The sequence below is a fragment of the Bradyrhizobium sp. URHA0013 genome (assembly GCF_000518345.1).
In the GTDB taxonomy this organism is placed as follows: Bacteria; Pseudomonadota; Alphaproteobacteria; order Rhizobiales; family Xanthobacteraceae; genus Bradyrhizobium.
In genome coordinates, this window is the sequence record NZ_JADK01000003.1 from 429,013 (window position 1) to 448,287 (window position 19,275).

General features: G+C 64.4%; 22 protein-coding genes. 7 read left to right on the forward strand and 15 right to left on the reverse strand.

Translation table 11 applies throughout. From position 1 onward, the window contains the following. Positions 1-20 precede the first annotated feature (20 nt). On the reverse strand, positions 21-1,055 hold the full coding sequence (gene hemH, locus N551_RS0102105) for a ferrochelatase (RefSeq protein WP_371180053.1): 1,035 nt from the start codon (positions 1,053-1,055) through the stop codon (positions 21-23). An 82-nt stretch (positions 1,056-1,137) separates the two neighbouring features. Between hemH and N551_RS0102110 the strand changes: the two genes are divergently transcribed. After that, positions 1,138-1,536 (forward strand): MAPEG family protein, encoded by a 399-nt coding sequence (locus N551_RS0102110; protein ID WP_027565541.1) that lies wholly within the window; start codon positions 1,138-1,140, stop codon positions 1,534-1,536. A 46-nt stretch (positions 1,537-1,582) separates the two neighbouring features. On the opposite strand, the gene N551_RS0102115 is transcribed toward N551_RS0102110, so the two are convergent. From N551_RS0102115 to N551_RS0102125, 3 genes are read right to left on the reverse strand one after another with little or no spacing between them, the layout of a single operon-like run. Beyond that, the gene (locus tag N551_RS0102115; protein WP_371180054.1) at positions 1,583-2,662 is read right to left on the reverse strand and encodes a nickel/cobalt transporter; all 1,080 of its coding nucleotides are present in this window, start codon (positions 2,660-2,662) and stop codon (positions 1,583-1,585) included. A gap of 17 nt (positions 2,663-2,679) precedes the next feature. Then, positions 2,680-3,312 (reverse strand): DUF1007 family protein, encoded by a 633-nt coding sequence (locus tag N551_RS0102120; protein ID WP_027565543.1) that lies wholly within the window; start codon positions 3,310-3,312, stop codon positions 2,680-2,682. A 4-nt stretch (positions 3,313-3,316) separates the two neighbouring features. Then, a complete protein-coding gene (locus N551_RS0102125; protein ID WP_027565544.1) occupies positions 3,317-5,398 on the reverse strand; it encodes a M3 family metallopeptidase in 2,082 nt (693 codons plus the stop codon). 135 nt (positions 5,399-5,533) lie between these two features. On the opposite strand from N551_RS0102125, the gene N551_RS0102130 reads away from it, so the two are divergent. The 5 genes from N551_RS0102130 to N551_RS0102150 all read left to right on the forward strand — a co-directional run bounded on the left by N551_RS0102130 (position 5,534) and on the right by N551_RS0102150 (position 10,336). After that, entirely contained in the window at positions 5,534-5,788 is a 255-nt protein-coding gene (locus N551_RS0102130) for a hypothetical protein (protein WP_007597166.1), read from the forward strand. A gap of 669 nt (positions 5,789-6,457) precedes the next feature. After that, entirely contained in the window at positions 6,458-7,600 is a 1,143-nt protein-coding gene (locus tag N551_RS0102135) for a type III PLP-dependent enzyme (protein ID WP_027565545.1), read from the forward strand. A gap of 132 nt (positions 7,601-7,732) precedes the next feature. Then, the gene (locus N551_RS0102140) at positions 7,733-8,320 is read left to right on the forward strand and encodes a GNAT family N-acetyltransferase (RefSeq protein ID WP_027565546.1); all 588 of its coding nucleotides are present in this window, start codon (positions 7,733-7,735) and stop codon (positions 8,318-8,320) included. A gap of 135 nt (positions 8,321-8,455) precedes the next feature. Next, complete coding sequence (locus N551_RS0102145; protein ID WP_027565547.1) at positions 8,456-8,845, forward strand: RidA family protein; 390 nt, start codon at positions 8,456-8,458, stop codon at positions 8,843-8,845. Between the two features lie 48 nt (positions 8,846-8,893). Then, the gene (locus N551_RS0102150; RefSeq protein WP_027565548.1) at positions 8,894-10,336 is read left to right on the forward strand and encodes a homospermidine synthase; all 1,443 of its coding nucleotides are present in this window, start codon (positions 8,894-8,896) and stop codon (positions 10,334-10,336) included. Positions 10,337-10,449: 113 nt separating this feature from the next. On the opposite strand, the gene N551_RS38615 is transcribed toward N551_RS0102150, so the two are convergent. The 11 genes from N551_RS38615 to N551_RS0102205 form a co-directional block, all read right to left on the reverse strand. After that, a complete protein-coding gene (locus N551_RS38615; RefSeq protein ID WP_007597175.1) occupies positions 10,450-10,785 on the reverse strand; it encodes a hypothetical protein in 336 nt (111 codons plus the stop codon). 101 nt (positions 10,786-10,886) lie between these two features. Then, positions 10,887-11,603, reverse strand: coding sequence for an MgtC/SapB family protein (locus N551_RS0102160; RefSeq protein ID WP_027565549.1), 717 nt, complete (start codon positions 11,601-11,603; stop codon positions 10,887-10,889). Between the two features lie 30 nt (positions 11,604-11,633). Further along, positions 11,634-12,653, reverse strand: coding sequence for a WD40 repeat domain-containing protein (locus N551_RS0102165; protein ID WP_027565550.1), 1,020 nt, complete (start codon positions 12,651-12,653; stop codon positions 11,634-11,636). Then, a complete protein-coding gene (locus tag N551_RS0102170) occupies positions 12,653-13,702 on the reverse strand; it encodes a GTP-binding protein (RefSeq protein WP_027565551.1) in 1,050 nt (349 codons plus the stop codon). The genes N551_RS0102165 and N551_RS0102170 overlap by 1 nt, the downstream gene beginning before the upstream one ends. Positions 13,703-13,756: 54 nt before the next feature. Next, positions 13,757-14,620, reverse strand: a complete 864-nt coding sequence (locus N551_RS0102175) for a metal ABC transporter substrate-binding protein (RefSeq protein WP_027565552.1) — start codon at positions 14,618-14,620, stop codon at positions 13,757-13,759. A gap of 5 nt (positions 14,621-14,625) precedes the next feature. Continuing rightward, positions 14,626-15,495, reverse strand: a complete 870-nt coding sequence (locus tag N551_RS0102180; protein ID WP_027565553.1) for a metal ABC transporter permease — start codon at positions 15,493-15,495, stop codon at positions 14,626-14,628. A 6-nt stretch (positions 15,496-15,501) separates the two neighbouring features. Beyond that, the gene (locus N551_RS0102185; RefSeq protein WP_027565554.1) at positions 15,502-16,257 is read right to left on the reverse strand and encodes a metal ABC transporter ATP-binding protein; all 756 of its coding nucleotides are present in this window, start codon (positions 16,255-16,257) and stop codon (positions 15,502-15,504) included. Positions 16,258-16,259: 2 nt separating this feature from the next. After that, the gene (locus N551_RS39170) at positions 16,260-16,511 is read right to left on the reverse strand and encodes a hypothetical protein (protein WP_035961020.1); all 252 of its coding nucleotides are present in this window, start codon (positions 16,509-16,511) and stop codon (positions 16,260-16,262) included. 43 nt (positions 16,512-16,554) lie between these two features. After that, positions 16,555-17,055, reverse strand: a complete 501-nt coding sequence (locus N551_RS0102195) for a hypothetical protein (protein ID WP_027565555.1) — start codon at positions 17,053-17,055, stop codon at positions 16,555-16,557. Beyond that, complete coding sequence (locus tag N551_RS0102200; RefSeq protein ID WP_027565556.1) at positions 17,052-17,663, reverse strand: permease; 612 nt, start codon at positions 17,661-17,663, stop codon at positions 17,052-17,054. Before N551_RS0102200 ends, N551_RS0102195 begins: the two co-directional genes overlap by 4 nt. 230 nt (positions 17,664-17,893) lie before the next feature. Further along, on the reverse strand, positions 17,894-18,490 hold the full coding sequence (locus N551_RS0102205) for a superoxide dismutase (RefSeq protein ID WP_007615200.1): 597 nt from the start codon (positions 18,488-18,490) through the stop codon (positions 17,894-17,896). Between the two features lie 234 nt (positions 18,491-18,724). Here N551_RS0102205 and N551_RS0102210 point away from each other — a divergent pair, with 234 nt between their 5' ends. After that, a complete protein-coding gene (locus N551_RS0102210) occupies positions 18,725-19,252 on the forward strand; it encodes a GNAT family N-acetyltransferase (RefSeq protein ID WP_027565557.1) in 528 nt (175 codons plus the stop codon). Positions 19,253-19,275 lie beyond the last annotated feature (23 nt).

A 19,275-nucleotide genomic window follows, 5' to 3' on the forward strand; every position in this document is an offset into this window, starting at 1 on the left:
GCTCCTCGGATCCAGGCTCACTATATCCAGCCCTGGAGCTCGCGCAGCACCAGCGTTCGGATCACATCCATGCCCGGGTCGCTGTCGTTGAGGCAGGGGATCGCGGAAAACTGCTCGCCGCCATTGTGCTCGAAGATCTCGGCATTCTCCTGCGCGATCTCCTCCAGCGTCTCGAGGCAGTCGGCGGAAAAACCCGGCGTGATCACCGCGATGCGGCGCACGCCCTCTTTCGCCAGACGCTCCATGGTCTTGTCGGTGTAGGGCTGCAGCCACTCGTCGAATCCGAACCGCGACTGGAACGTCAGCAGCAGCTTTGTCTCGTCCATGCCGAGCCGGCGGCGCAGCGCCTCTGTGGTCGCGACGCATTGGCCCTGATAGGGATCGCCCTTGTCGACATAGGCCTTCGGCATGCCGTGGAATGAGGCGACGATCAGCTCCGGCTTGAAGGGCAGGCTCGCCAGATGCGTCTCGATCGAGGTGGCGAGCGCCTCGATATAGGCTTCATCCTCGTAGTAAGGCGGCGTCACCCGCAGCGTCGGCTGCGCGCGCATGCGGGCAAGCACGCGGAACACCTCGTCGCAGACGGTGGCGGATGTCGCAGCCGAATATTGCGGATAGAGCGGTACGGCAAGGATGCGATCGCAGCCCTTCGCAATCAGGGCATCGATGCCCGACTTGATCGAAGGATTACCATAGCGCATCGCCCACTCCACCGTGACCTGGTCGCGGTCCGAAAGCATGGCCGCGAGCCTGTCGCTCTGCGAGCGCGTGATGGTCTTGAGCGGCGACTCGTTCTTCTCGGTGTTCCAGATCTTGAGATAGTCGCGCGCCTTGGCGCGGGGGCGGGTGCGCAGGATGATGCCGTTCAGCACCGCCTTCCAGATCAAGCCTTGATTCTCGATGACGCGGGCGTCCGAGAGGAACTCCTTCAGATAGACCCGCACGCCGCGCGCGTCGGCGGTATCGGGCGTGCCGAGATTGACCAGGAGCACACCGACGCGCGAGGGGACGGGCTGCGTGGCCGGCATCGCGGCGTGGCTGGGGGCGATTGTCATCATGATCCGTTGCGTCGCGCGTTGTTCCGAACTTGTCAAGATTGGGGCGGTTTCGCTAGGGTCAGTACACAGGGGGAGAACCATGACGCTGGCGGAATGGTGCGTTTTCGGGGCGCTACTGCTCTATCTCTTAACGATCGTCTCGATCAAATGGATCAGATTTCGCGGCTTCGACAATTCGCGGCCGCGCGATCCAGCTTTCTTCGAGGACGCCATCGCTCAGCGCGCGCTCGGCGCGCATCAGAACGGGATCGAGACCTTTCCGTTCTTCGCCTTTGCGGTGCTGCTCGCCGAATACAGGGATTCGCCGCAGCGCCTGATCGACGAGCTCGCGGTGCTGTTCCTGATCGTACGGATCGCCTATGTGCTGACCTATCTCGGCAACCGCCCGACGCTGCGCTCCATTCTCTGGAGCATCGGCTTTGCGATCAATCTCGGGATCTTCTTCATGCCAGCGTTGAAGCAGTTCTTGCCGGTGTGACACCTTTCCTTCCTTCTCCCCTTGCGGGAGAAGGTGAGGGAAAAACTCAGAAACACGTCGTCCGTTCGGCCGCGACGTAGCCCAACAACAGACCCGCGCCGAACAGCAGCACGACGCCGGCGGCGGCGAATTCGATGCCGCGCATGAACAGTGCGCCGCCGCCGTCGCGTCCGGCGCTCAGGCGGGCGGCGATGCCCTTGGCGGAGACGGCGACCACAGCGATGGCCGCGACCGTGATCGCGGTGCCGAGCCCCATCAGCAGGGTCGCGGCAATGCCGGCCCAGAACAGGCCCTGGGCCAGCGCGAACACCAGCACCAGGATCGCGCCCGAACAGGGGCGGATGCCGACGGTCAGGATCGCGGCAAAGCCGCGTCCCCAGCCACCGGGGCCGGCGAGTTCGCTCGGCGTGGGGCCGTGGGAATGGCCGCAATGCTCGTCGTGAACGTGGTCATGCTGGTGGTGATGATGGGCCTGGGCGTGATCGTGGCCATGATGATCGTGCGCATCGTGATGGTGGTGACCGAGATCATGATGGTCATGCGGCACGCCCGCGATCGCCGGCACCGCCTGAACCGCCTGCAGCGCGCGGATGAAGGTGCGTCCCTTGACCCAGACCAGCCGCAGGCCGAACAGCGCGATCAGCGCGTAGCTTGCGATCTCGATCGCGCCTTCCGCCTTGCACATGGTCTTGGCGGTCGCATTCAGCACCCAGGCCGAGATGCCGACGATCAGGATGGCCACCAGCGACTGCATCAACGCGGAGGCAAACGACAGCATGATACCGCGCCGGGCGGTCTCGCGATTGGCGACGAGATAGGAGGCGATCACCGCCTTGCCGTGCCCGGGACCAGCCGCGTGGAAGATGCCATAGGCAAGCGAGATGAAGAGCAGCGTCCACACCGCGGAGCCATCGGACTTCGCGGCGCGGATGGTCGCCGACATCTGCCGATAGAATTCCGACTGTTTTGCCAACAGCCAGCCGATCAAGCCGCCGGCCTCGGGCTGGGCAGCTTGTGTCGAACGCGGCGCGCCGAACGGGTTCTGCGCGAGGAGATCGTGGAGCGCCGCATCGGTCACGCCCACGACGAGAAGAACGCCGGCGCAGACAGCGAGCCCGCGCGCCATGGGCGTGAGTTGCGGCTTCAAGGGCAATCCACCGTGATCTTGTTGGCGAACATCATGCCGAAACTGGAATTCTCGCCGTTCATAAAAGTCTGCTCGTTGAGCTTCTGCGCGGTCGCGGTGCCGTCGCTCGGCCGGTCAAGTTTCATCTGGCAGCCGGCGGGCGCGCCGACCAGCTTGACCGGATTGTCCTTGGCCATCTGGAAGTCGATGAAGAAGGAGCGGTCGAACACTTCGAGCACCAATTGCCTGGGCTTGACCGGGTTCTTCAGGGGCAGCGTGAAGTGCAGGGTCAGGACCGTATCCTTGTAGTCGAGGAAGTAGTCGACCGGCTCCTGGAATCGCTCCTTCTTGCCGTCGGCTCGCGCGAAGGTGAAGTAGGCATATTCCTTCAGCGACTCGACATTGGTCTGCGCCAGTGAACTCAGCTCCTCGCGCGTATAGGCACCCTTGGCCTTGCTCTCCAACCCCTGCACGGCATAGGCCGAGAACATGTCGTCAAACGTCCAGGCGTGGCGCACGCCGGTGATGGTGCCGTCCTCGGCGTAGAGCAGTTCACTGGTCGCGGTGATCCAGACATGCGGATGCGCCTGCGCCGCGCCTGCCGCGAGCGACAGGGCGACAGCGAGCAGCAGCCCGAACAGGGCGCGCATGCCCTCAGGCCGCCTTCGGAGCGTCGAGCAGGCCGCGGCGGCGCAGCAGCGCGTCCGGCTCCGGCGGCCGGCCGCGGAAGGCCTCATAGGCGGCTTCCGGATCAACCGATCCACCGCTCGAGTAGATGTCGTCGTGCAGACGTTTTGCGACGGCGGGATCGAAGATGTCGCCGGCTTCCTCGAATGCACCGAAGGCGTCGGCGTCCATCACCTCAGACCACATGTAGCTGTAATAGCCGGCGGCATAATGATCGCCGGTGAAGATGTGACCGAATTGCGTCGGCCGATGACGCAGCGAGATCTCCTCGGGCATGCCGATCTTTTCCAGCTCGCGTCTCTCGAAGGCGCGGACATCCTGCGCGGCGGAGGCCGGCTGGGTGTGGAATTCGAGATCGATCAGCGCCGAGGAGACGAACTCGACGGTGGCGAAACCCTGGTTGAATTTTCGCGCGGCCAGGAACCGTTGCAGCAGATCGTCCGGCAGCGGCTCGCCGGTCTGGTAGTGGCGGGCGAACTGCTGCAGCACCTCCGGTCGCTCCTGCCAGTGCTCGTAGAGCTGCGAGGGCAATTCGACGAAGTCGGTGAATACGGAGGTGCCCGACAGCGACGGATAGGTCACGTTGGAGAGCATGCCGTGCAGGCCGTGGCCGAACTCGTGGAACAGGGTGCGGGCGTCGTCGGGCGACAGCAGCGAGGGTTCCCCATCCGCGCCCTTGGAGAAGTTGCAGATGTTGAGGATCAGCGGCGCGACCTCGCCGTCGAGCTTCTGCTGGTCCCGCAGTGAGGTCATCCAGGCGCCAGAGCGTTTCGAGGGCCGGGCGAAGTAGTCGCCATAGAACAGCGCCTTGTGCTTGCCGTCCCGTCCCTTCATCTCCCAAACCCGGACGTCCGGATGCCAGACCGGCACATCCTTGCGCTCCTCGAAGGTGACGCCGAACAGGCGCGTGGCGCAGTCGAAGGCGGCGGCGATCATGTGGTCGAGCGCGAGATACGGCTTGATCGCGGCGTCGTCGAAATTGGCGCGCTGAAGGCGCAGCTTTTCGGCATAGAAGCGCCAGTCCCAGGGGGCGAGCTTGAAATTGCCGCCCTCCTCGGTGATCAGCGCCTGCATGTCGTCGCGGTCGGCGAGCGCCCGCGCCCGCGCCGGCTTCCAGACCCGCTCCAGAAGGCCGCGCACCGCTTCCGGCGTCTTGGCCATGGAATCCTCGAGCCGGTAGGCCGCGAAGGTCGGGTAACCCAGGAGATTGGCGCTCTCCTCGCGCAGCTTGAGGACCTCGACGATGGTCGCGTTGTTGTCGTTGGAATTGCCGTTGTCGCCCCGCGCGGTGAAAGCCTTGTAGACCTTCTCGCGCAGGTCACGCCGGGCCGAGCTCTTCAGGAACTGTTCGACCGAGGAGCGCGACAGAGTGACGATGGCCTTTCCGGCCATGCCGCGTTCTTCTGCCGCAGCCTTGGCGCTGGCGACAAAACTCTCCGGCAGGCCCTGGCGGTCGGCTTCGCCGAGCTCCATGAACCATTCCTGCTCGTCGCCGAGCAGATGATGACTGAAGCTGGTGCCGAGCTGGGCGAGTCTCTCGTTGATCTCCGCCATCCGCGTCTTGGCCTCTTCGGAGAGGCCGGCGCCGGAGCGGTGGAAACGGGTGTAGGTGCGCTCGAGCAGGCGGAGCTGTTCCGGCGTCAGACCGAGATTGGCGCGGTTCTCGTGCAGCTGGGCGATGCGGCCAAATAGCACGGCGTTCATCATGATCGGATTCCAGTGCCGCGCCATCCGCAAGGAAACCTCCTTGTCGATCTCCAGGATGGCCGGGTTGGAATGCGCCGAGACGAGGTCGTAGAAGACCGACGCGACCTTGCTGAGCAGCTTGCCCGAGCGCTCCAGCGCCGTGATGGTGTTGGCGAAGTCGGCCGCGGTCGGGTCGTTGGTGATCGCTGCGATCTCGGCGGAGTGGTCGGCGAAGGCCTGCTCGAAGGCCGGGAGGAAGTGCTCCGGCTTGATCTCGTCGAAGGGCGGGGTCGCAAACGGCGTCACCCACGCCTTCAGCAGCGGGTTGGTCTCGGAGTCCGTAGTTTGGCGGGGTTCTGACATTACAAGTCCCGATTTGTGGCTCGATTGTTGCGGCCAGCTATAGCACGCGATGGGGCTTTTTTGGGCCATTTGCCCTTGCTCCCGGCTGCCTTTTCGGGGAGATTGCGGCCCTCCAAGCCTAGGACCCCTGAGCTCATGAACGCGACCTCCTCGTCTTCCCGTCGGATCGTCTGGCCGAGCGTCATCACCGTCATCAGCGCCGCCATCCTGATCGGCGCCGAGGTGTTCGGCGCGGCGTTTGCCGGCGGCTGGGCGCTCGCGATCCTGTTCGGGCTGGGCGAGCAGGGCACGCACATCCTTCAGGCCGCGCTGTTTGCACTCGGCGTGCTCGTGATGACTGCCTTCATCCGCGCCGCTCAGCGCGTCGAGCCGTTCACGAAGCGCGGCTGAAGCGCGTAGGCGTGCGAGAGACACGCGCGCAGAAAACTTAACGCGCGTTCATCTTCCGCGTCGCTCGCGCAACACTGCGCAAGCAGATGTTAGGCAATTCTGTTCGCAGTCTAAAAAATCTCTTGCGAAGCAGAGTCAAAACACTTATGTGCGGATTGCCCAATTTCGCACGTGCCTGTGGTCGTGTGTCAGTCGGTAGGTATCCGGACAAGAGGCCGGACAGCCGCCAAGGGGTGAAGAAGCCGAGGGGCTCTTCGGAAGTGTGGAAGTCGGAAGGCTCATAGCCGGAAGACGAAAGCAAACCCGGAGCGTCCAGCATCTCTCTCAAAGAGATGCCTTGTCGAAGGTGACTTTGCTCTTTGCAACCGTGACTGGCAGCCGGAGGCGAACCGGCGCACCCCGCTCTCAACGGGGGACGCGACTTAAAGCAACGACGGATCGGGCTTTTTTGGTCTCTACCGGCAGTCCAACGCCGGCGCGGGCTACTGAAAAGGCTTGTCCTTCATTGCCAGGTGTGCGGGCGGGAACATTCCCAACCAATCCACGGCAGCACAGTCTGATGTGAGTCTTTGGCTCGTCGCGCCTCCATCGCGCGATCTGGCCGGAGCGCTCTTATCCGACGTCATTTTTTGAACGGATCCCCGTCGCTGGGCCGTTTGGGAGAGTGCTATGACCGACCGTATCCAGGAATTCCTGCGCAACCGCCGCAGCGAGGGCCTCGACACCGAACCGTGCCTCGTCGTCGACCTCGAAGTCGTGCGCGACAATTACCAGACCTTTGCCAAGGCGCTGCCCGACAGCCGCGTGTTCTATGCCGTCAAGGCGAACCCGGCGCCGGAAGTGCTGACTTTGCTCGCCTCCATGGGCTCCTGCTTCGACACCGCGACGGTCGCCGAGATCGAGATGGCGCTGGCCGCCGGCGCGACGCCCGACCGCATCTCCTTCGGCAACACGATCAAGAAGGAGCGCGACATCGCTCGCGCCTTCGCGCTCGGCATTCGGCTGTTCGCGGTCGATTGCACCGCCGAGGTCGAGAAGATCGCCCGTGCCGCGCCCGGCGCAAAGGTGTTCTGCCGCATCCTCTATGACTGCGCCGGCGCCGAATGGCCGCTGTCGCGCAAGTTCGGCTGCGATCCGGAGATGGCCGTCGACGTACTCGACGTTGCCAAGCGTCTGGGCCTGGAGCCGTGCGGCATCTCCTTCCATGTCGGCTCGCAGCAGCGCAAGGTGAAGGCGTGGGACCGTGCGTTGGCGATGGCCTCGCAGGTGTTCCGCGACTGCGCCGAGCGCGGCATCAACCTGACCATGGTCAACATGGGCGGCGGTTTCCCCACCAAGTACCTGAAGGACGTGCCGCCGGTGGTGACCTACGGGCGCTCGATCTTCCGCGCGCTGCGCAAGCACTTCGGCAACCAGATTCCGGAGACCATCATCGAGCCGGGCCGCGGCATGGTGGGCAACGCCGGCATCATCGAGTCCGAAGTCGTGCTCATCTCGAAGAAGAGCGACGAAGACGAGGTGCGCTGGGTCTATCTGGACATCGGCAAGTTCGGCGGTCTCGCCGAGACCATGGACGAGTCGATCCGTTACGCCATCCGCACCCCGCATGACGGCGCGGACATGACGCCGTGCGTGCTCGCGGGCCCGACCTGCGACAGCGCCGACGTGCTGTACGAGAAGAACCCGTATCCGCTTCCGGTGACGCTCGAGATCGGCGACAAGCTGTTGATCGAAGGCACCGGGGCCTATACGTCGACCTACTCGGCGGTGGCGTTCAACGGCATCCCGCCGCTGAAGACCTACCATATCTGATCGCCTCTCTTTCCGAGGCCTGACGAACCCGGGAGCCGGCTTGCCGGCTCCCTCCCTGACATTTCGATTTCTGACGACGCCTTGGACCGGCGTGCTTTGGGCACGTCCGTTTCAAGCGGGGACTGACGCGCCATGACCACTCTTCGGAAGACACAGGTTGATCCCACCTCGAAAGCCGCTCCGTTCGCGATCCGTGCGGAGCGTGCGGCCGACGTTGCGATGCGTGAAGCGCTGCTCGATGCGTCCTTTGGCGAGAACCGCCATGGCCGCACCTGCCAGCGCCTGCGTGACGGACGCGCACCCGCAGCCGGCCTCGCGCTGACCGCGATGCGCGAGGGGAAGCTCGTGGGAACCGTGCGGCTGTGGCACGTCAGCGCCGGAGGCAGGCCCGCTCTGGTCCTCGGACCGCTAGCGGTGGACCCTGCCTGCCGCGAGCTCGGGATCGGCGCCGCGCTGATGCAACAAGCGCTGGCTGCCGCCCGGGCGCGCGGCCATGCCGCCGTGATCCTGCTCGGCGATGCCCCTTATTACGCCCGCTTCGGCTTCTCCGTGGCCAACACCGGCGAGCTGTCGCTGCCCGGTCCGTTCGAACGCGACCGCCTGCTGGCGATCGAATTCACGACAGGCGCGCTGGATGGCGCCGAGGGGATGATCGTCCCGACTGGCGCGGCCCTACCCAAACGGAGGGTAGTTCGCGCCCTCGAGGCGCGCGCGGCGTAAGGGATTGCCATGATGGCGATACCGAAGCCGCGCCGAGCGGAGATGCTCGCGCGTGCCCTTTGCTTTAGGGTTGCGCGGGCCTGAGAAACGCCCTTTAACCCGCCAAACGCCCCCTTCAGTCGAGGCCCACGACCAATGTCCCGCCGCCTGATTTCCACCGGCTCCCCGTTCGAGAAGACCGCCGGCTACAGCCGCGCCGTGATCGACGGCGAGTTCGCCTTCGTCGCGGGGACCACCGGTTACGACTACACCACGATGACAATGCCGGCCGATGTCACGAACCAGTCACGCAACTGCTTCAAGACCATCGAAGCTGCCCTGAAGGAGGGTGGCTTCGAGATGGCCGACATCGTCCGCGTGACCTACTACCTCACCGACATCAAGGATGCGGACGCGCATTTCGCGGTCTGCGGCGAAGTCCTCGGCGAGATCCGCCCGGCCGCCACGCTTCTCGTCGTCTCGGCGCTCTACAAGCCCGAGATGAAGGTCGAAATCGAAGCCACTGCCAAGCGCCGCAGCGCCTGAGCCATCCCTCACCATTTGTTCGCCAGCACGTTCCGGAGAAACCATCCCATGAGCCCCGCCTCGCAGATCTACGCGAAGATCACTGGTCCCATCGTCATGGTCGGCTTCGGCTCCATCGGCAAAGGCACGTTGCCGCTGATCGAGCGGCATCTCGATTACGACAAGTCGCGCGTTACCGTGATCGATCCGAAGGACGAGGGTCGCAAGGCTCATTGCGAGAAGCACAATGTGCGCTTCATCCAGAAGGGCGTGACTAAGGACAATTATCGGGAGTTGCTGACCCCGCTGCTCACTGAGGGCGGCGGCCAGGGCTTTTGCGTCAATCTCTCGGTCGACACCGGTTCAACCGACATCATGGAGCTCTGCAACGAGCTCGGCGCTCTCTATATCGACACCGTCAACGAGCCCTGGCTCGGCTTCTATTTCGACTCCTCGAAAGGCCCGGAAGCGCGCTCCAATTACGCCCTTCGCGAAGCAACGCTGGCCGCCAAGAAGGCGCGCCCTGCAGGCTCGACGACAGCGGTCTCCTGCTGTGGCGCCAATCCCGGCATGGTCTCGTTTTTCGTCAAGCAGGCGCTGCTCAACGTCGCCGCTGACCTGAAGCTCAATGCCCCCAAGCCGAAGACCAAAGCCGAATGGGCGGACTTGATGCGACAGGCCGGCATCAAGGGCATCCACATCGCCGAACGCGACACCCAGCGCTCCAAGAAGCCAAAAGAGCCCGATGTCTTCGTCAACACCTGGTCGGTGGAAGGTTTCCTGTCGGAAGGCGTGCAGCCATCAGAACTCGGCTGGGGCACCCACGAAAAATGGATGCCCGAGAATGCGCGCACCCACGAATCCGGCTGCGGCGCCGCCATCTATCTGATGCAGCCCGGCGCCAATACCCGCGTGCGCACCTGGTGCCCGACCCGCGGCGCGCAGTATGGCTTCCTTGTCACCCACAACGAGTCGATCTCGATCGCGGACTATTTCACCGTGCGCGACGCATCGGGCACGGCGGTCTATCGGCCGACCTGCCACTATGCCTATCATCCGGCTGACGATGCCGTGCTGTCGCTGCATGAAATGTTCGGCCGCGCCGCTAAGATGCAGGAAAAGCACCAAATCCTCGACGAGAACGAGATCGTCGACGGCATCGACGAGCTCGGCGTGCTGCTGTTCGGCCACGACAACAATGCCTATTGGTTCGGCTCGCAGCTCTCCATCGAAGAGACCCGCGAACTCGCGCCCTACCAGAACGCCACCGGCCTGCAGGTGACCTCCGCCGTGCTCGGCGGCATGGTGTGGGCGCTGGAAAACCCGAACGAGGGCATTGTCGAAGCCGACGAGATGGATTTCGACCGTCTGCTGGAAATCCAGCTGCCGTATCTCGGCCCGGTGAAGGGTTTTTATACCGACTGGACGCCGCTGACGGATCGTCCGGGACTGTTTCCGGAAGACATCGACACCAGCGATCCCTGGCAGTTCCGGAACGTTCTGGTGCGGTGATTATGCCGTCATGCCAGGACTTGTCCCGGGCATCCACGCACTTTCTTTCTCGCGACTCCAAGAACGTGGATGGCCGGGACAAGCCCGGCCATGACGCCACAACTGGCAGTTAGCTACTTCCTCTCGATCGGAGGCGCGATCTTCTCGGCTGGCGCCGGCGGCAATGCTGGTTTAGCCGCGCCCGCAGCGCCCTGCGTCTGCGGGTCGGGTCGCGCCGGCTCTGGGGCGGGCGTGGTCGGCCGGTCGCCGCCGGGCTTGGCTTCCGCGGGCTTGTTCTGATCGTCGGACGGCGTGCCCTGAAGGGGCTGCGTCGCCTGGGCCGTCTGCATCCGAGTCTCGGCGCGGATTTGCGCCAGCGACATGCCCGAGACCACAACTCCTGCTGCGAACAGCGAGCAGGCAACCATCAGGTCGAGCTTCAGTCTGCGCTTGTCATATTGGCCGGGCATGTCGATCACCGCCTTTGTCCGTGGGATCAACGAAATCGCCGGTCCGCGGTTCCCTGCCCGCGGGGGCGGGAACTCGGCGGCTGCGCGCCCAATTGCCGCGCTCAGTCCGTGGTGCTGACTTCCCAGGTGGCGTGGCGGACGCCGGGCAGGTGCTGGAGATCGGTGGCCACTGCATTCAGCTCGTTTGGATCGACGGCGCTCGCGACCAGCTTTGCCACGATCTCGATCAGATCATCCCCGGTTTCGACCATTTCGATATCGGCCACCAGATATTTTGCGCTCTCGAGTTTCTCAACGAGCCGGTCACGCATGTCGGGCAAGGCGTCCGATGCGACCGCGAGCTTGAAGTAATAGGTCGCCTCGGAGGTCTTCTCGTTGAGAGGGATGCGGTTGATCGCGTTGACCAGCGGCCGCAGCATGGTGTTGCCGGCAATGACGAAGACGGTGAGCGCCGCGGCCTGCGCGACCATGTCGGCGCCGGCGCAGGAGCCGACCGCGGCCGAAGCCCACAGCGTCGCCGCGGTATTGAGCCCGCGCACGTCCATGCCCTGCTTCATGATGACGCCGGCGCCGAGGAAGCCGATGCCCGAGACGACGTAGGAGATCACCCGCACCGCGCCGTCGGCGCCGGTCAGGTGCATGGCGAGATCGACGAAGGCGGCGGCGCCGACCGCGACCAGCACGTTGGTACGCAGGCCCGCGGTGCGCTGCCGGTACTGCCGCTCAGCCCCAATCAGCGTGCCCAGCACGAACGCCGTGAACAGGCTGACCAGCGTGTCCGCGAAGTCAGCGATCTGAAAGGTCGTCAGAAACCGCATGGCCCCATCTACGGTCGGAACGATGACAGATTAAAGCTCCAGCAGGCCGCCGTCGCCATTTTCGTCGGCGAACGCCAGCAGCGTCCCCTTGGCGTTCCAGGCGAGCGCGGCCACCGGCGGGGTGCCATTGCGGCGGACGAGGATCTCGGCGCCGTCCTCCAGACGCACCATCAGCACGGTGCCGTCGCTGTAGCCGGCGGCGAAGATGTCGTTCCTGGGATGGCAGGCAACGACCGACACGCGCGCCTGGAGCGGCGCGAGCATCGCAGGCTCCTTGCCCATCGGGCCGTCCTTGCTGGCGAACGGCCATATGATGACGGTGTCGGCGCCCGAAGTCGCGAGCCCCTTGCCGCCCGCGCTCCACGACATCGAGCGGACGCGGCCGGGATAGCCGGTCATGCGCATGTGCCTGTTGTCGGCAAGCCGCCAGCCGTGCAGCGCCGATTCGTGCATCGTGGTGACCAGGAATTTGTTGTCCGGGCTGAAGGTAACGCCGAGATGCGAGCCGGCCCAGGGCAGGAATTCGGCCGATCCCGCCATGTTGGGAAACCACAGCGTCGCGCCGTTGTAATGAGCAATCGCGAGACGCTGGCCCTTCGGCGCAAACGCGAGGCCGCCGACGGTCGAGGGCACCTCGAGCGACTTCTCCTCGCTCTTGCCGCTCTTGAAGAAAGCAGTCTTGCCGGCCGACCAGGCGTAGGCACCGTCCGGATGCAGCGCTACCGCATCGATCCAGCGCCGCTTCGGGTCGGTGGCAAGCAGCGTCACTTCGCCCTTGGCGTCGAGCGATACGACTTTTCCATCGTCGCCGCCCATCATGAGGCGCTTGCCGTCGGAGGCGGCCGAGAGAATGCCGCCGCTGTGCACGGCGACCTTGCTGATCTCGCCCTGGCCATCCACGAACGCGACGTTCTCCTCGCCGCCGACGAAGGCAGCGCGGGGCCCAAGGAAATGCACGGAGGTCACGACCATCCCGAGCGCGAGCGGTTTGACGCGCTCGGTGACGGAGACGATCGAGGCGGAATCGGCGGGCGGCGTAAACTCTTTCATCACGAGACGATGCAGCTCTCAAAACCCTGGCGAATGAGATCTTGCGGCAATTCGCGACCGATGAAGACGAGGCGGCTCTCGCGCGGCTCGCCGTCCTTCCATTTGCGCTGGTGATTGCCCTCCAGCATCATGTGCACGCCCTGGAAGACGTAGCGGTCGTCGTCGTCGTGGAAAGCGAGGATGCCCTTGGAGCGCAGGATCTTGCCGCCCTCCACCTGCACCAGATTCTGGAGCCAGGGCATGAACACGTTCGGATCAAGCGGCTTGTCGGTCTTGAGCGACAGCGATTGCATGTCCTCGTCGTGATAGTGCTTCAGGCCGTGGCCGTGATCATGATCGTGATGATGGTCGTGACCGTGGTGATGATGATCATGGTCGTGGTCATGATCCTCGGCATTCAGGAAGTCCGGCTCGATGTCGAGGATGCGGTCGAGGTCGAAAGCGCCGCGGTCGAGCACGTCCGCCAAAGCCACCGAGCAGCGCTCGGTGCGGTGCAGCTTCGCATAGGGGTTGATGGCGCGGATGCGAGCCTCGACCTCGGCAAGCTCGGCCTTGGTGACGAGATCGGTCTTGTTCAGCACGATGACGTCGGCAAAGGCGATCTGGTTCTTGGCCTCGGGTGCATCCTTGAGACGGTCGGACAGCCACTTGGCATCCGCAACCGTGACGACCGCGTCAAGGCGCGCGTTCTTCTGCACGTCCTCGTCGACGAAGAAGGTCTGGGCCACCGGTGCCGGATCGGCAAGACCGGTGGTCTCGACGATGATGGCGTCGAACTTGCCCTTGCGCTTCATCAGGCCTTCTATGATGCGCACGAGATCGCCGCGCACGGTGCAGCAGATGCAGCCGTTGTTCATCTCGAACACTTCCTCATCGGCGCCGATGATGAGGTCGTTGTCGATGCCTATCTCGCCGAACTCGTTGACGATGACGGCGTACTTCTTGCCGTGGTTTTCCGACAGGATGCGGTTCAACAGCGTGGTCTTGCCGGCACCGAGATAGCCGGTCAGGACGGTCACGGGAATTTTTGGGGCGGTCGCTTCAGACATAACAACTCCGGACTTCGGGCTTTTCGCGCGACGCGAGGCGGGGTGGCCCCTGCCCTAATGGTCAAGCGCGCTGGTCAGGGCCTTTATATTGTGCCTGACCATATCAATGTAAGTGGGTGCAGGCCCCTTTTCGCCGGTCAAACCGTCCGAAATCAGGGTCCCACCGACTTTTGAGCCGGTCTCCGCCGCGATCCGCCGGATCAGCCGGTCGTCGCTGATATTCTCCAGGAACACGGCGGGGATTTTTTGGGTCTTGATCTGGCCGATGATGGTGGCGATGTCCTGCGCGCTGGGCTCGGTTTCCGTCGAGACGCCCAAGGGCGCGATGAACCTGACGCCGTATTCGGCGGCGAAATACCCGAAGGCGTCATGGGTCGAGATCACCTTGCGCCGCTCCTGCGGGATTTTGGCCACGGCTTCGCGGACCTCGCGGTCGAGCGTTTCGAGCTTTTCCAGATAGGCCTTGGCCTGGGCGCGGAAGAACTCCGCATCATCTGGGTCGGCCGTAGCCAGCGCATCGGCGATGTCGGTGACGTAGATTTTGGCGTTGGGGACGGACTGCCAGCCATGCGGGTCTGCGGCAGAGCCGAGCTTGAGCGGCGCGATGCCCGCGCTCGCGGTGACCACCTGCGCCTTGCTTCCCGAGGACTGCACGAGGCGCGGCAGCCAACCCTCGAGACCAAGCCCGTTGACGACGACGAGCTTTGCGTCCGCGATCCGCTTCGCATCGCTTGGCGCGGGCGTGTAGACGTGGACGTCGCTGTCGGCCCCGACCAGCGTCGTCAGATTGATCCGGTCGCCGCCGACATTGCGGACGAAATCGGCGAGGATCGAGAAGCTCGCGACGACCTTCAGTTGCTCCGTGGCGTGCAGCGGCGAGGCAATCAGCAGAAGCACACAAAGCAGGATGCGCCGCATCGCTATCACGCTTCCAGATGCCGGCCGGGAAACAGCTGCCTGACGACGCCGCCGACCCGGCCGAACAGGACGGAGACGGTGTAAAGCGCGCTCGCCACCAGAATGATCGCCGGGCCCGAGGGCACACGGGTCTGGAACGACAGCACGAGGCCGGCATAGCCGGAGACGGCGGCAGCGACGACCGCGATGCAAATCATGACGGTGAGATCGCGCGACCAGAACCGCGCGATGCCGGCCGGCAGGATCATCAGACCGACCGCGAGCAGCGTGCCGAGCGCCTGAAAGCCGTTGACGAGGTTGATCACGACCAGCGCGAGGAAGGCGAGATGCGCAGGCCCGCCAGCCCGGCTCACGGTGCGCAAGAACAAGGGGTCGACACTTTCGATCACCAGCGCCCGGTAGATCACCGCGAGCACCAGCAGCGTCACCGTGGCGTTGAAGGCGACGACCAGCAGCGTCTGGTCGTCCATCGCGAGTATATTGCCGAACAGCACGTGCAGCAGGTCGATATTGGTACCCTTGATCGAGACGATCGTCACGCCCAGCGCCAGCGATGCCAGATAGAAGGTCGCGAGCGAGGCATCCTCCTTCAACCCGGTCGAGCGCGCGACGAGGCCTGCGAGGATTGCGACGGCAAAACCTGCGATCAGGCCTCCGGCCGTCATCGCGAACAGATTGAGACCGGAGAGCAGAAAACCGACAGCGGCGCCGGGGAGGATTGCATGTGCCATGGCGTCGCCGACCAGGCTCATCCGCCGCAACATCAGGAACACGCCGATCGGCGCACCCGCGAGCGACAGCGCGATAACGGCCGCGAGCGCACGTCGCATGAACTCGAATTCGGTGAACGGGCCGATCAACGCGTCATAGAGCATCGGATATCAAGCCGCCCGTGAGCGGGCATCATCGGCCGAGCAGGCGGCGGCGCTGTCGTCGAAGGCTTCGCACATCCGCATCGCGACCAGCAGGTTTTCCGGCGTCAGCACCTCCGCCGTCGGCCCCCACGCCACAGGGCCGCGCGCCAGCACCAGCGTCTCGCTGAAATGGGTGCGCACCATCTCCATGTCGTGCAGTGCGGCGAGCACGGTGCGGCCCTCGCCATGCCAGTGCTTCACCAGCGTCAGCAGATCGGCCGTGGTCTTGCTGTCGATGGCGTTGAAGGGTTCGTCCAGCACGATCAGCCGCGCGTCCTGGAGCAGTACGCGCGCGAACAGCACGCGCTGCATCTGGCCGCCCGAGAGTGTGCCGATCGGGCGGTTCTCGAAGCCGTTGAGGCCAACGGAAGCGATCGCGCGGAGGATCTTTTCGCGCGCCGCCTTGCCGATGCCGCCGAACAGGCCGGTCCCACGCCACAGACCGGTGGCAACGAAGTCCAGCACCGAGATCGGGAAGCTGCGGTCGATCTCCGCGCTCTGCGGCAGATAGGCGATATCGCGGCTGTCGAGCCCGCCGAGATGGATGCTGCCGTCGAGCGGCCTGAGGATGCCGACGATGCCGCGCAGCAGCGTCGACTTGCCGGCGCCGTTCGGGCCGATCACGGCCAGCAACGCACCCGGCGCGACCTCACCATTGAGATGGTGCACGGCCGGATGGCGGTCATAGCCGAGCGTAACGTTGTGAAAATGCAGCGCCGCCATGGTCACCTCATCGCCAGGAAGACCACGCCCCAGAGCACGGCGCAGACCGCGAGCGCGGCCGCGAGGCGGGCGGCCATCGTCATGCGCAGGATCGACCAGTGCGCCGCCTGAGCCGGATGCGGAGAGGCCGCATCGTGGACATGGGCGTGGGTGTTAAGCGGGTGGCTGTGATCGTGTCCGTGCGAATGCCCGTGATCATGGGAATGGCCATGAGCATGGTCGTGATGATGGGCTGGGGACGCGGCGGGAACCATGCCGGGACGTTATATTATAACATTACCCCTGTCCACGCCGGGCTCAGGGCTTGCCGATCACCATGGCAATGGCGGCGGCGACGAACGGGAACGGCAGCGAGACCGCGCAGCGGAACCAGACGAAACGGGCCGGCATGAACGGAATCTCCCACAAAATCACCCGCTGGAAGGCAAACAGCGCCCAAGCGACGACATAGGCCACCACCTGCGGCACCCCACCGCCCGATTTCAGCGCCACCGTACCGATGGAGAACCCGATCACCGGACCGCCGGGGGTCGCGGCCCCGGCGACCACGGCGGTCGCGACCCCGAGCCAGCCGCTGTCCGGCCCAAGCCAGCCGCTGATCACTTCCTGCGGGATGATGGCGGCGATGTAGCCGGAGCCGATCACCCCCAGCGCGATCCGCGGCACGATGTTGATGAAGTCCATCAAGCCTTCGCGCAGCGAGGCCTTGAACACCGGTGGGCCGCGGCGAAAGGCGATCAGGCCAACGCCGAACACCGAGCCCCACAACAGGATGTCGATCAGGAGCGCGGCGCTCAATTCTCATCGTCCTTCAGGACCGGCTTCGGATAGAGCCGGACATAGACGAAGCGGCCGAGCGCGCCTGCGAGCACCGGCAACGGCAGCGAGATGACAATGCGCCACAGCGTGAAGTCGGTGCCCATGATCGGGATTTCCCAGGCCACCGCCCGGCCATAGCCGATCAAGGTCCAGCTCACGACCATGGCGATGGTGGCACCGAAATCGGCGCCGACCGCGAGCAGCGCACTCGCCACGGGATAGGCGGTGAAGGGACCGCCGGGCAGAATCGCGCCGAAGGCGGTGCCGATCAGAAGGCCTTTCAGGCCCGATTTCGGCCCGAGCGCGCGCGAGACTTTTTCGTGCGGCAGGATCTCGGAGATGAACGCGCCGAGCAGGCAGCCGGCGAGCACGCGCGGCAGGATGCCGCCGAACAGCGAGAGATCATGGATCAGTATGTCGAGAACACCGTCGGTGCCGTCGCGCCGCCAGACCAGACCCGCGCTCACCGCCACCAGCGCTGCGATGATGATGGTCGACCAGCCGATCGGCTTGCGCACGCGACCCGGCCGCGGCTCGGATTCCGCGTCCGCGGCGGGCGCCGGGTCTTTCGGGGAGGGTTCTGACAACGGGCGCGTTCGGCTCGAGGGTGATGCCCGTCCTGATTAAGGGCGCCGCGGATGCGATGCAAACAGTACGATGACGGGAGCGATGCGCACCTCGCGCAGGGCCATGCGAGGTGAAGTGCGAATTCCGCACAGCAAAAAGGCGGCCGCGCCTGCGACCGCCTTTTCAATTCCGTCATTCCGGAGCGGCAAAGCCGACCACGGAATGCGTGAAGCCCCAGGCCTTGTCGAACTCAGGCCTTGTCGAACAGGGACTCGACGTATTCCCAGTTCACGAGGTTTTCGACAAACGCCTTCAGATAATCGGGACGGCGGTTGCGATAGTCGATGTAGTAGGAGTGCTCCCAAACGTCGCAGCCGAGGATCGGGGTGGCGCCGTGCACCAGCGGATTCTCGCCGTTCGGGGTCTTGGCAATCTCGAGCTTGCCGTTCTTGACCTGGAGCCAGCACCAGCCGGAGCCGAACTGGCCGACGCCGGCCGCCTGGAAGTCCGTCTTGAACTTCTCGAAGCCGCCGAGGTCCTCGTTGATCTTCTTCTCGATCTTGCCCGGCAGCTTGGTGCCGCCGCCATTGGGCTTCATCCAGCTCCAGAAATGGATGTGGTTGTAGTGCTGGCCGGCATTGTTGAACACCGCGGGGTTCTTGCCGAACGAGCCCTTGACGATCTCCTCAAGGGACTTGCCTTCCCATTCGGTGCCCTTGAGCGCGTTGTTGCCGTTGGTGACATAGGCCTGATGATGCTTGTCGTGGTGGAATTCGAGCGTTTCCTTCGACATGAATTGTCCGAGGGCGTCATAGGCGTAGGGGAGTGGGGGCAGCGTAAAGGTCATGGGTGTTGTCCGCGACTGATGGGGGAACGAGACTTAACGGTCACCCCTTATAGAAGGTTCCGTGGCCGTTAAATACCGCGAATTTTTCCAAAAGGCTTGTGCGGCGGTTTGGCCGGATTGCATAAAATCGTCGCAAGGATGTCGGCGTTCAACCAGGCGTAAAATATCATTGCCTTTGAGGTGCTTATGGGAGACGAAACGCACCGGCGGCGTGGAGATGCGAAAGAGAGAGCAATGAGCATCGAGATCGACATTTTGAACGGCGATGCCTCGTGGCGGATGGCGGAGCCGCTGCATCGGGCGGTCTTCGGACCTGATATCGTCGGGAAGCAGCCCTGGGCTCACGTCAAATGGGCCAATGCCGACCTGCGCGTGCTGATCGAGACGCCCGAGGATGGTCTCGTCTGCCACGTCGGCATCTACTTCCGCACCGTCACCTGGAATGGGCAGAAGGTTCACATCGGCGGCATCGGCGGCGTCTGCACGCGGGAGGACCGGCGCGGCCGCGGCTATGCGACCATGGCGATCGACGCCGCGCTGCACACCATGCGCGCCAACGAGGCGGTCCGCTTCGCGCTGCTGTTCTGCGAGCCGCACAATGTCGCCTTCTACGAGGCCCGCAGCTGGCTCCCCTTCAAGGGCGAGGTCTATTGCGAGCAGCCGGAGGGACGGATCCGCTTCACTCACATGGCGCCCTATGTCTGCAACATCGTCAGCGCGCCGACGCTGGGCACCATCGACCTCTGCGGCCTGCCCTGGTGAGCCCTGCGTGAGGCGCGGCTGGT

Excerpts from the sequence above, each read along its gene's own strand:
- hemH (WP_371180053.1), bottom strand. The coding sequence starts at position 1,055 with ATGACAATCGCCCCCAGCCACGCCGCGATGCCGGCCACGCAGCCCGTC.
- N551_RS0102110 (WP_027565541.1), top strand. The coding sequence starts at position 1,138 with ATGACGCTGGCGGAATGGTGCGTTTTCGGGGCGCTACTGCTCTATCTC.
- N551_RS0102115 (WP_371180054.1), bottom strand. The coding sequence starts at position 2,662 with ATGGCGCGCGGGCTCGCTGTCTGCGCCGGCGTTCTTCTCGTCGTGGGC.
- N551_RS0102120 (WP_027565543.1), bottom strand. The coding sequence starts at position 3,312 with ATGCGCGCCCTGTTCGGGCTGCTGCTCGCTGTCGCCCTGTCGCTCGCG.
- N551_RS0102125 (WP_027565544.1), bottom strand. The coding sequence starts at position 5,398 with ATGTCAGAACCCCGCCAAACTACGGACTCCGAGACCAACCCGCTGCTG.
- N551_RS0102130 (WP_007597166.1), top strand. The coding sequence starts at position 5,534 with ATGAACGCGACCTCCTCGTCTTCCCGTCGGATCGTCTGGCCGAGCGTC.
- N551_RS0102135 (WP_027565545.1), top strand. The coding sequence starts at position 6,458 with ATGACCGACCGTATCCAGGAATTCCTGCGCAACCGCCGCAGCGAGGGC.
- N551_RS0102140 (WP_027565546.1), top strand. The coding sequence starts at position 7,733 with ATGACCACTCTTCGGAAGACACAGGTTGATCCCACCTCGAAAGCCGCT.
- N551_RS0102145 (WP_027565547.1), top strand. The coding sequence starts at position 8,456 with ATGTCCCGCCGCCTGATTTCCACCGGCTCCCCGTTCGAGAAGACCGCC.
- N551_RS0102150 (WP_027565548.1), top strand. The coding sequence starts at position 8,894 with ATGAGCCCCGCCTCGCAGATCTACGCGAAGATCACTGGTCCCATCGTC.
- N551_RS38615 (WP_007597175.1), bottom strand. The coding sequence starts at position 10,785 with ATGCCCGGCCAATATGACAAGCGCAGACTGAAGCTCGACCTGATGGTT.
- N551_RS0102160 (WP_027565549.1), bottom strand. The coding sequence starts at position 11,603 with ATGCGGTTTCTGACGACCTTTCAGATCGCTGACTTCGCGGACACGCTG.
- N551_RS0102165 (WP_027565550.1), bottom strand. The coding sequence starts at position 12,653 with ATGAAAGAGTTTACGCCGCCCGCCGATTCCGCCTCGATCGTCTCCGTC.
- N551_RS0102170 (WP_027565551.1), bottom strand. The coding sequence starts at position 13,702 with ATGTCTGAAGCGACCGCCCCAAAAATTCCCGTGACCGTCCTGACCGGC.
- N551_RS0102175 (WP_027565552.1), bottom strand. The coding sequence starts at position 14,620 with ATGCGGCGCATCCTGCTTTGTGTGCTTCTGCTGATTGCCTCGCCGCTG.
- N551_RS0102180 (WP_027565553.1), bottom strand. The coding sequence starts at position 15,495 with ATGCTCTATGACGCGTTGATCGGCCCGTTCACCGAATTCGAGTTCATG.
- N551_RS0102185 (WP_027565554.1), bottom strand. The coding sequence starts at position 16,257 with ATGGCGGCGCTGCATTTTCACAACGTTACGCTCGGCTATGACCGCCAT.
- N551_RS39170 (WP_035961020.1), bottom strand. The coding sequence starts at position 16,511 with ATGGTTCCCGCCGCGTCCCCAGCCCATCATCACGACCATGCTCATGGC.
- N551_RS0102205 (WP_007615200.1), bottom strand. The coding sequence starts at position 18,490 with ATGACCTTTACGCTGCCCCCACTCCCCTACGCCTATGACGCCCTCGGA.
- N551_RS0102210 (WP_027565557.1), top strand. The coding sequence starts at position 18,725 with ATGAGCATCGAGATCGACATTTTGAACGGCGATGCCTCGTGGCGGATG.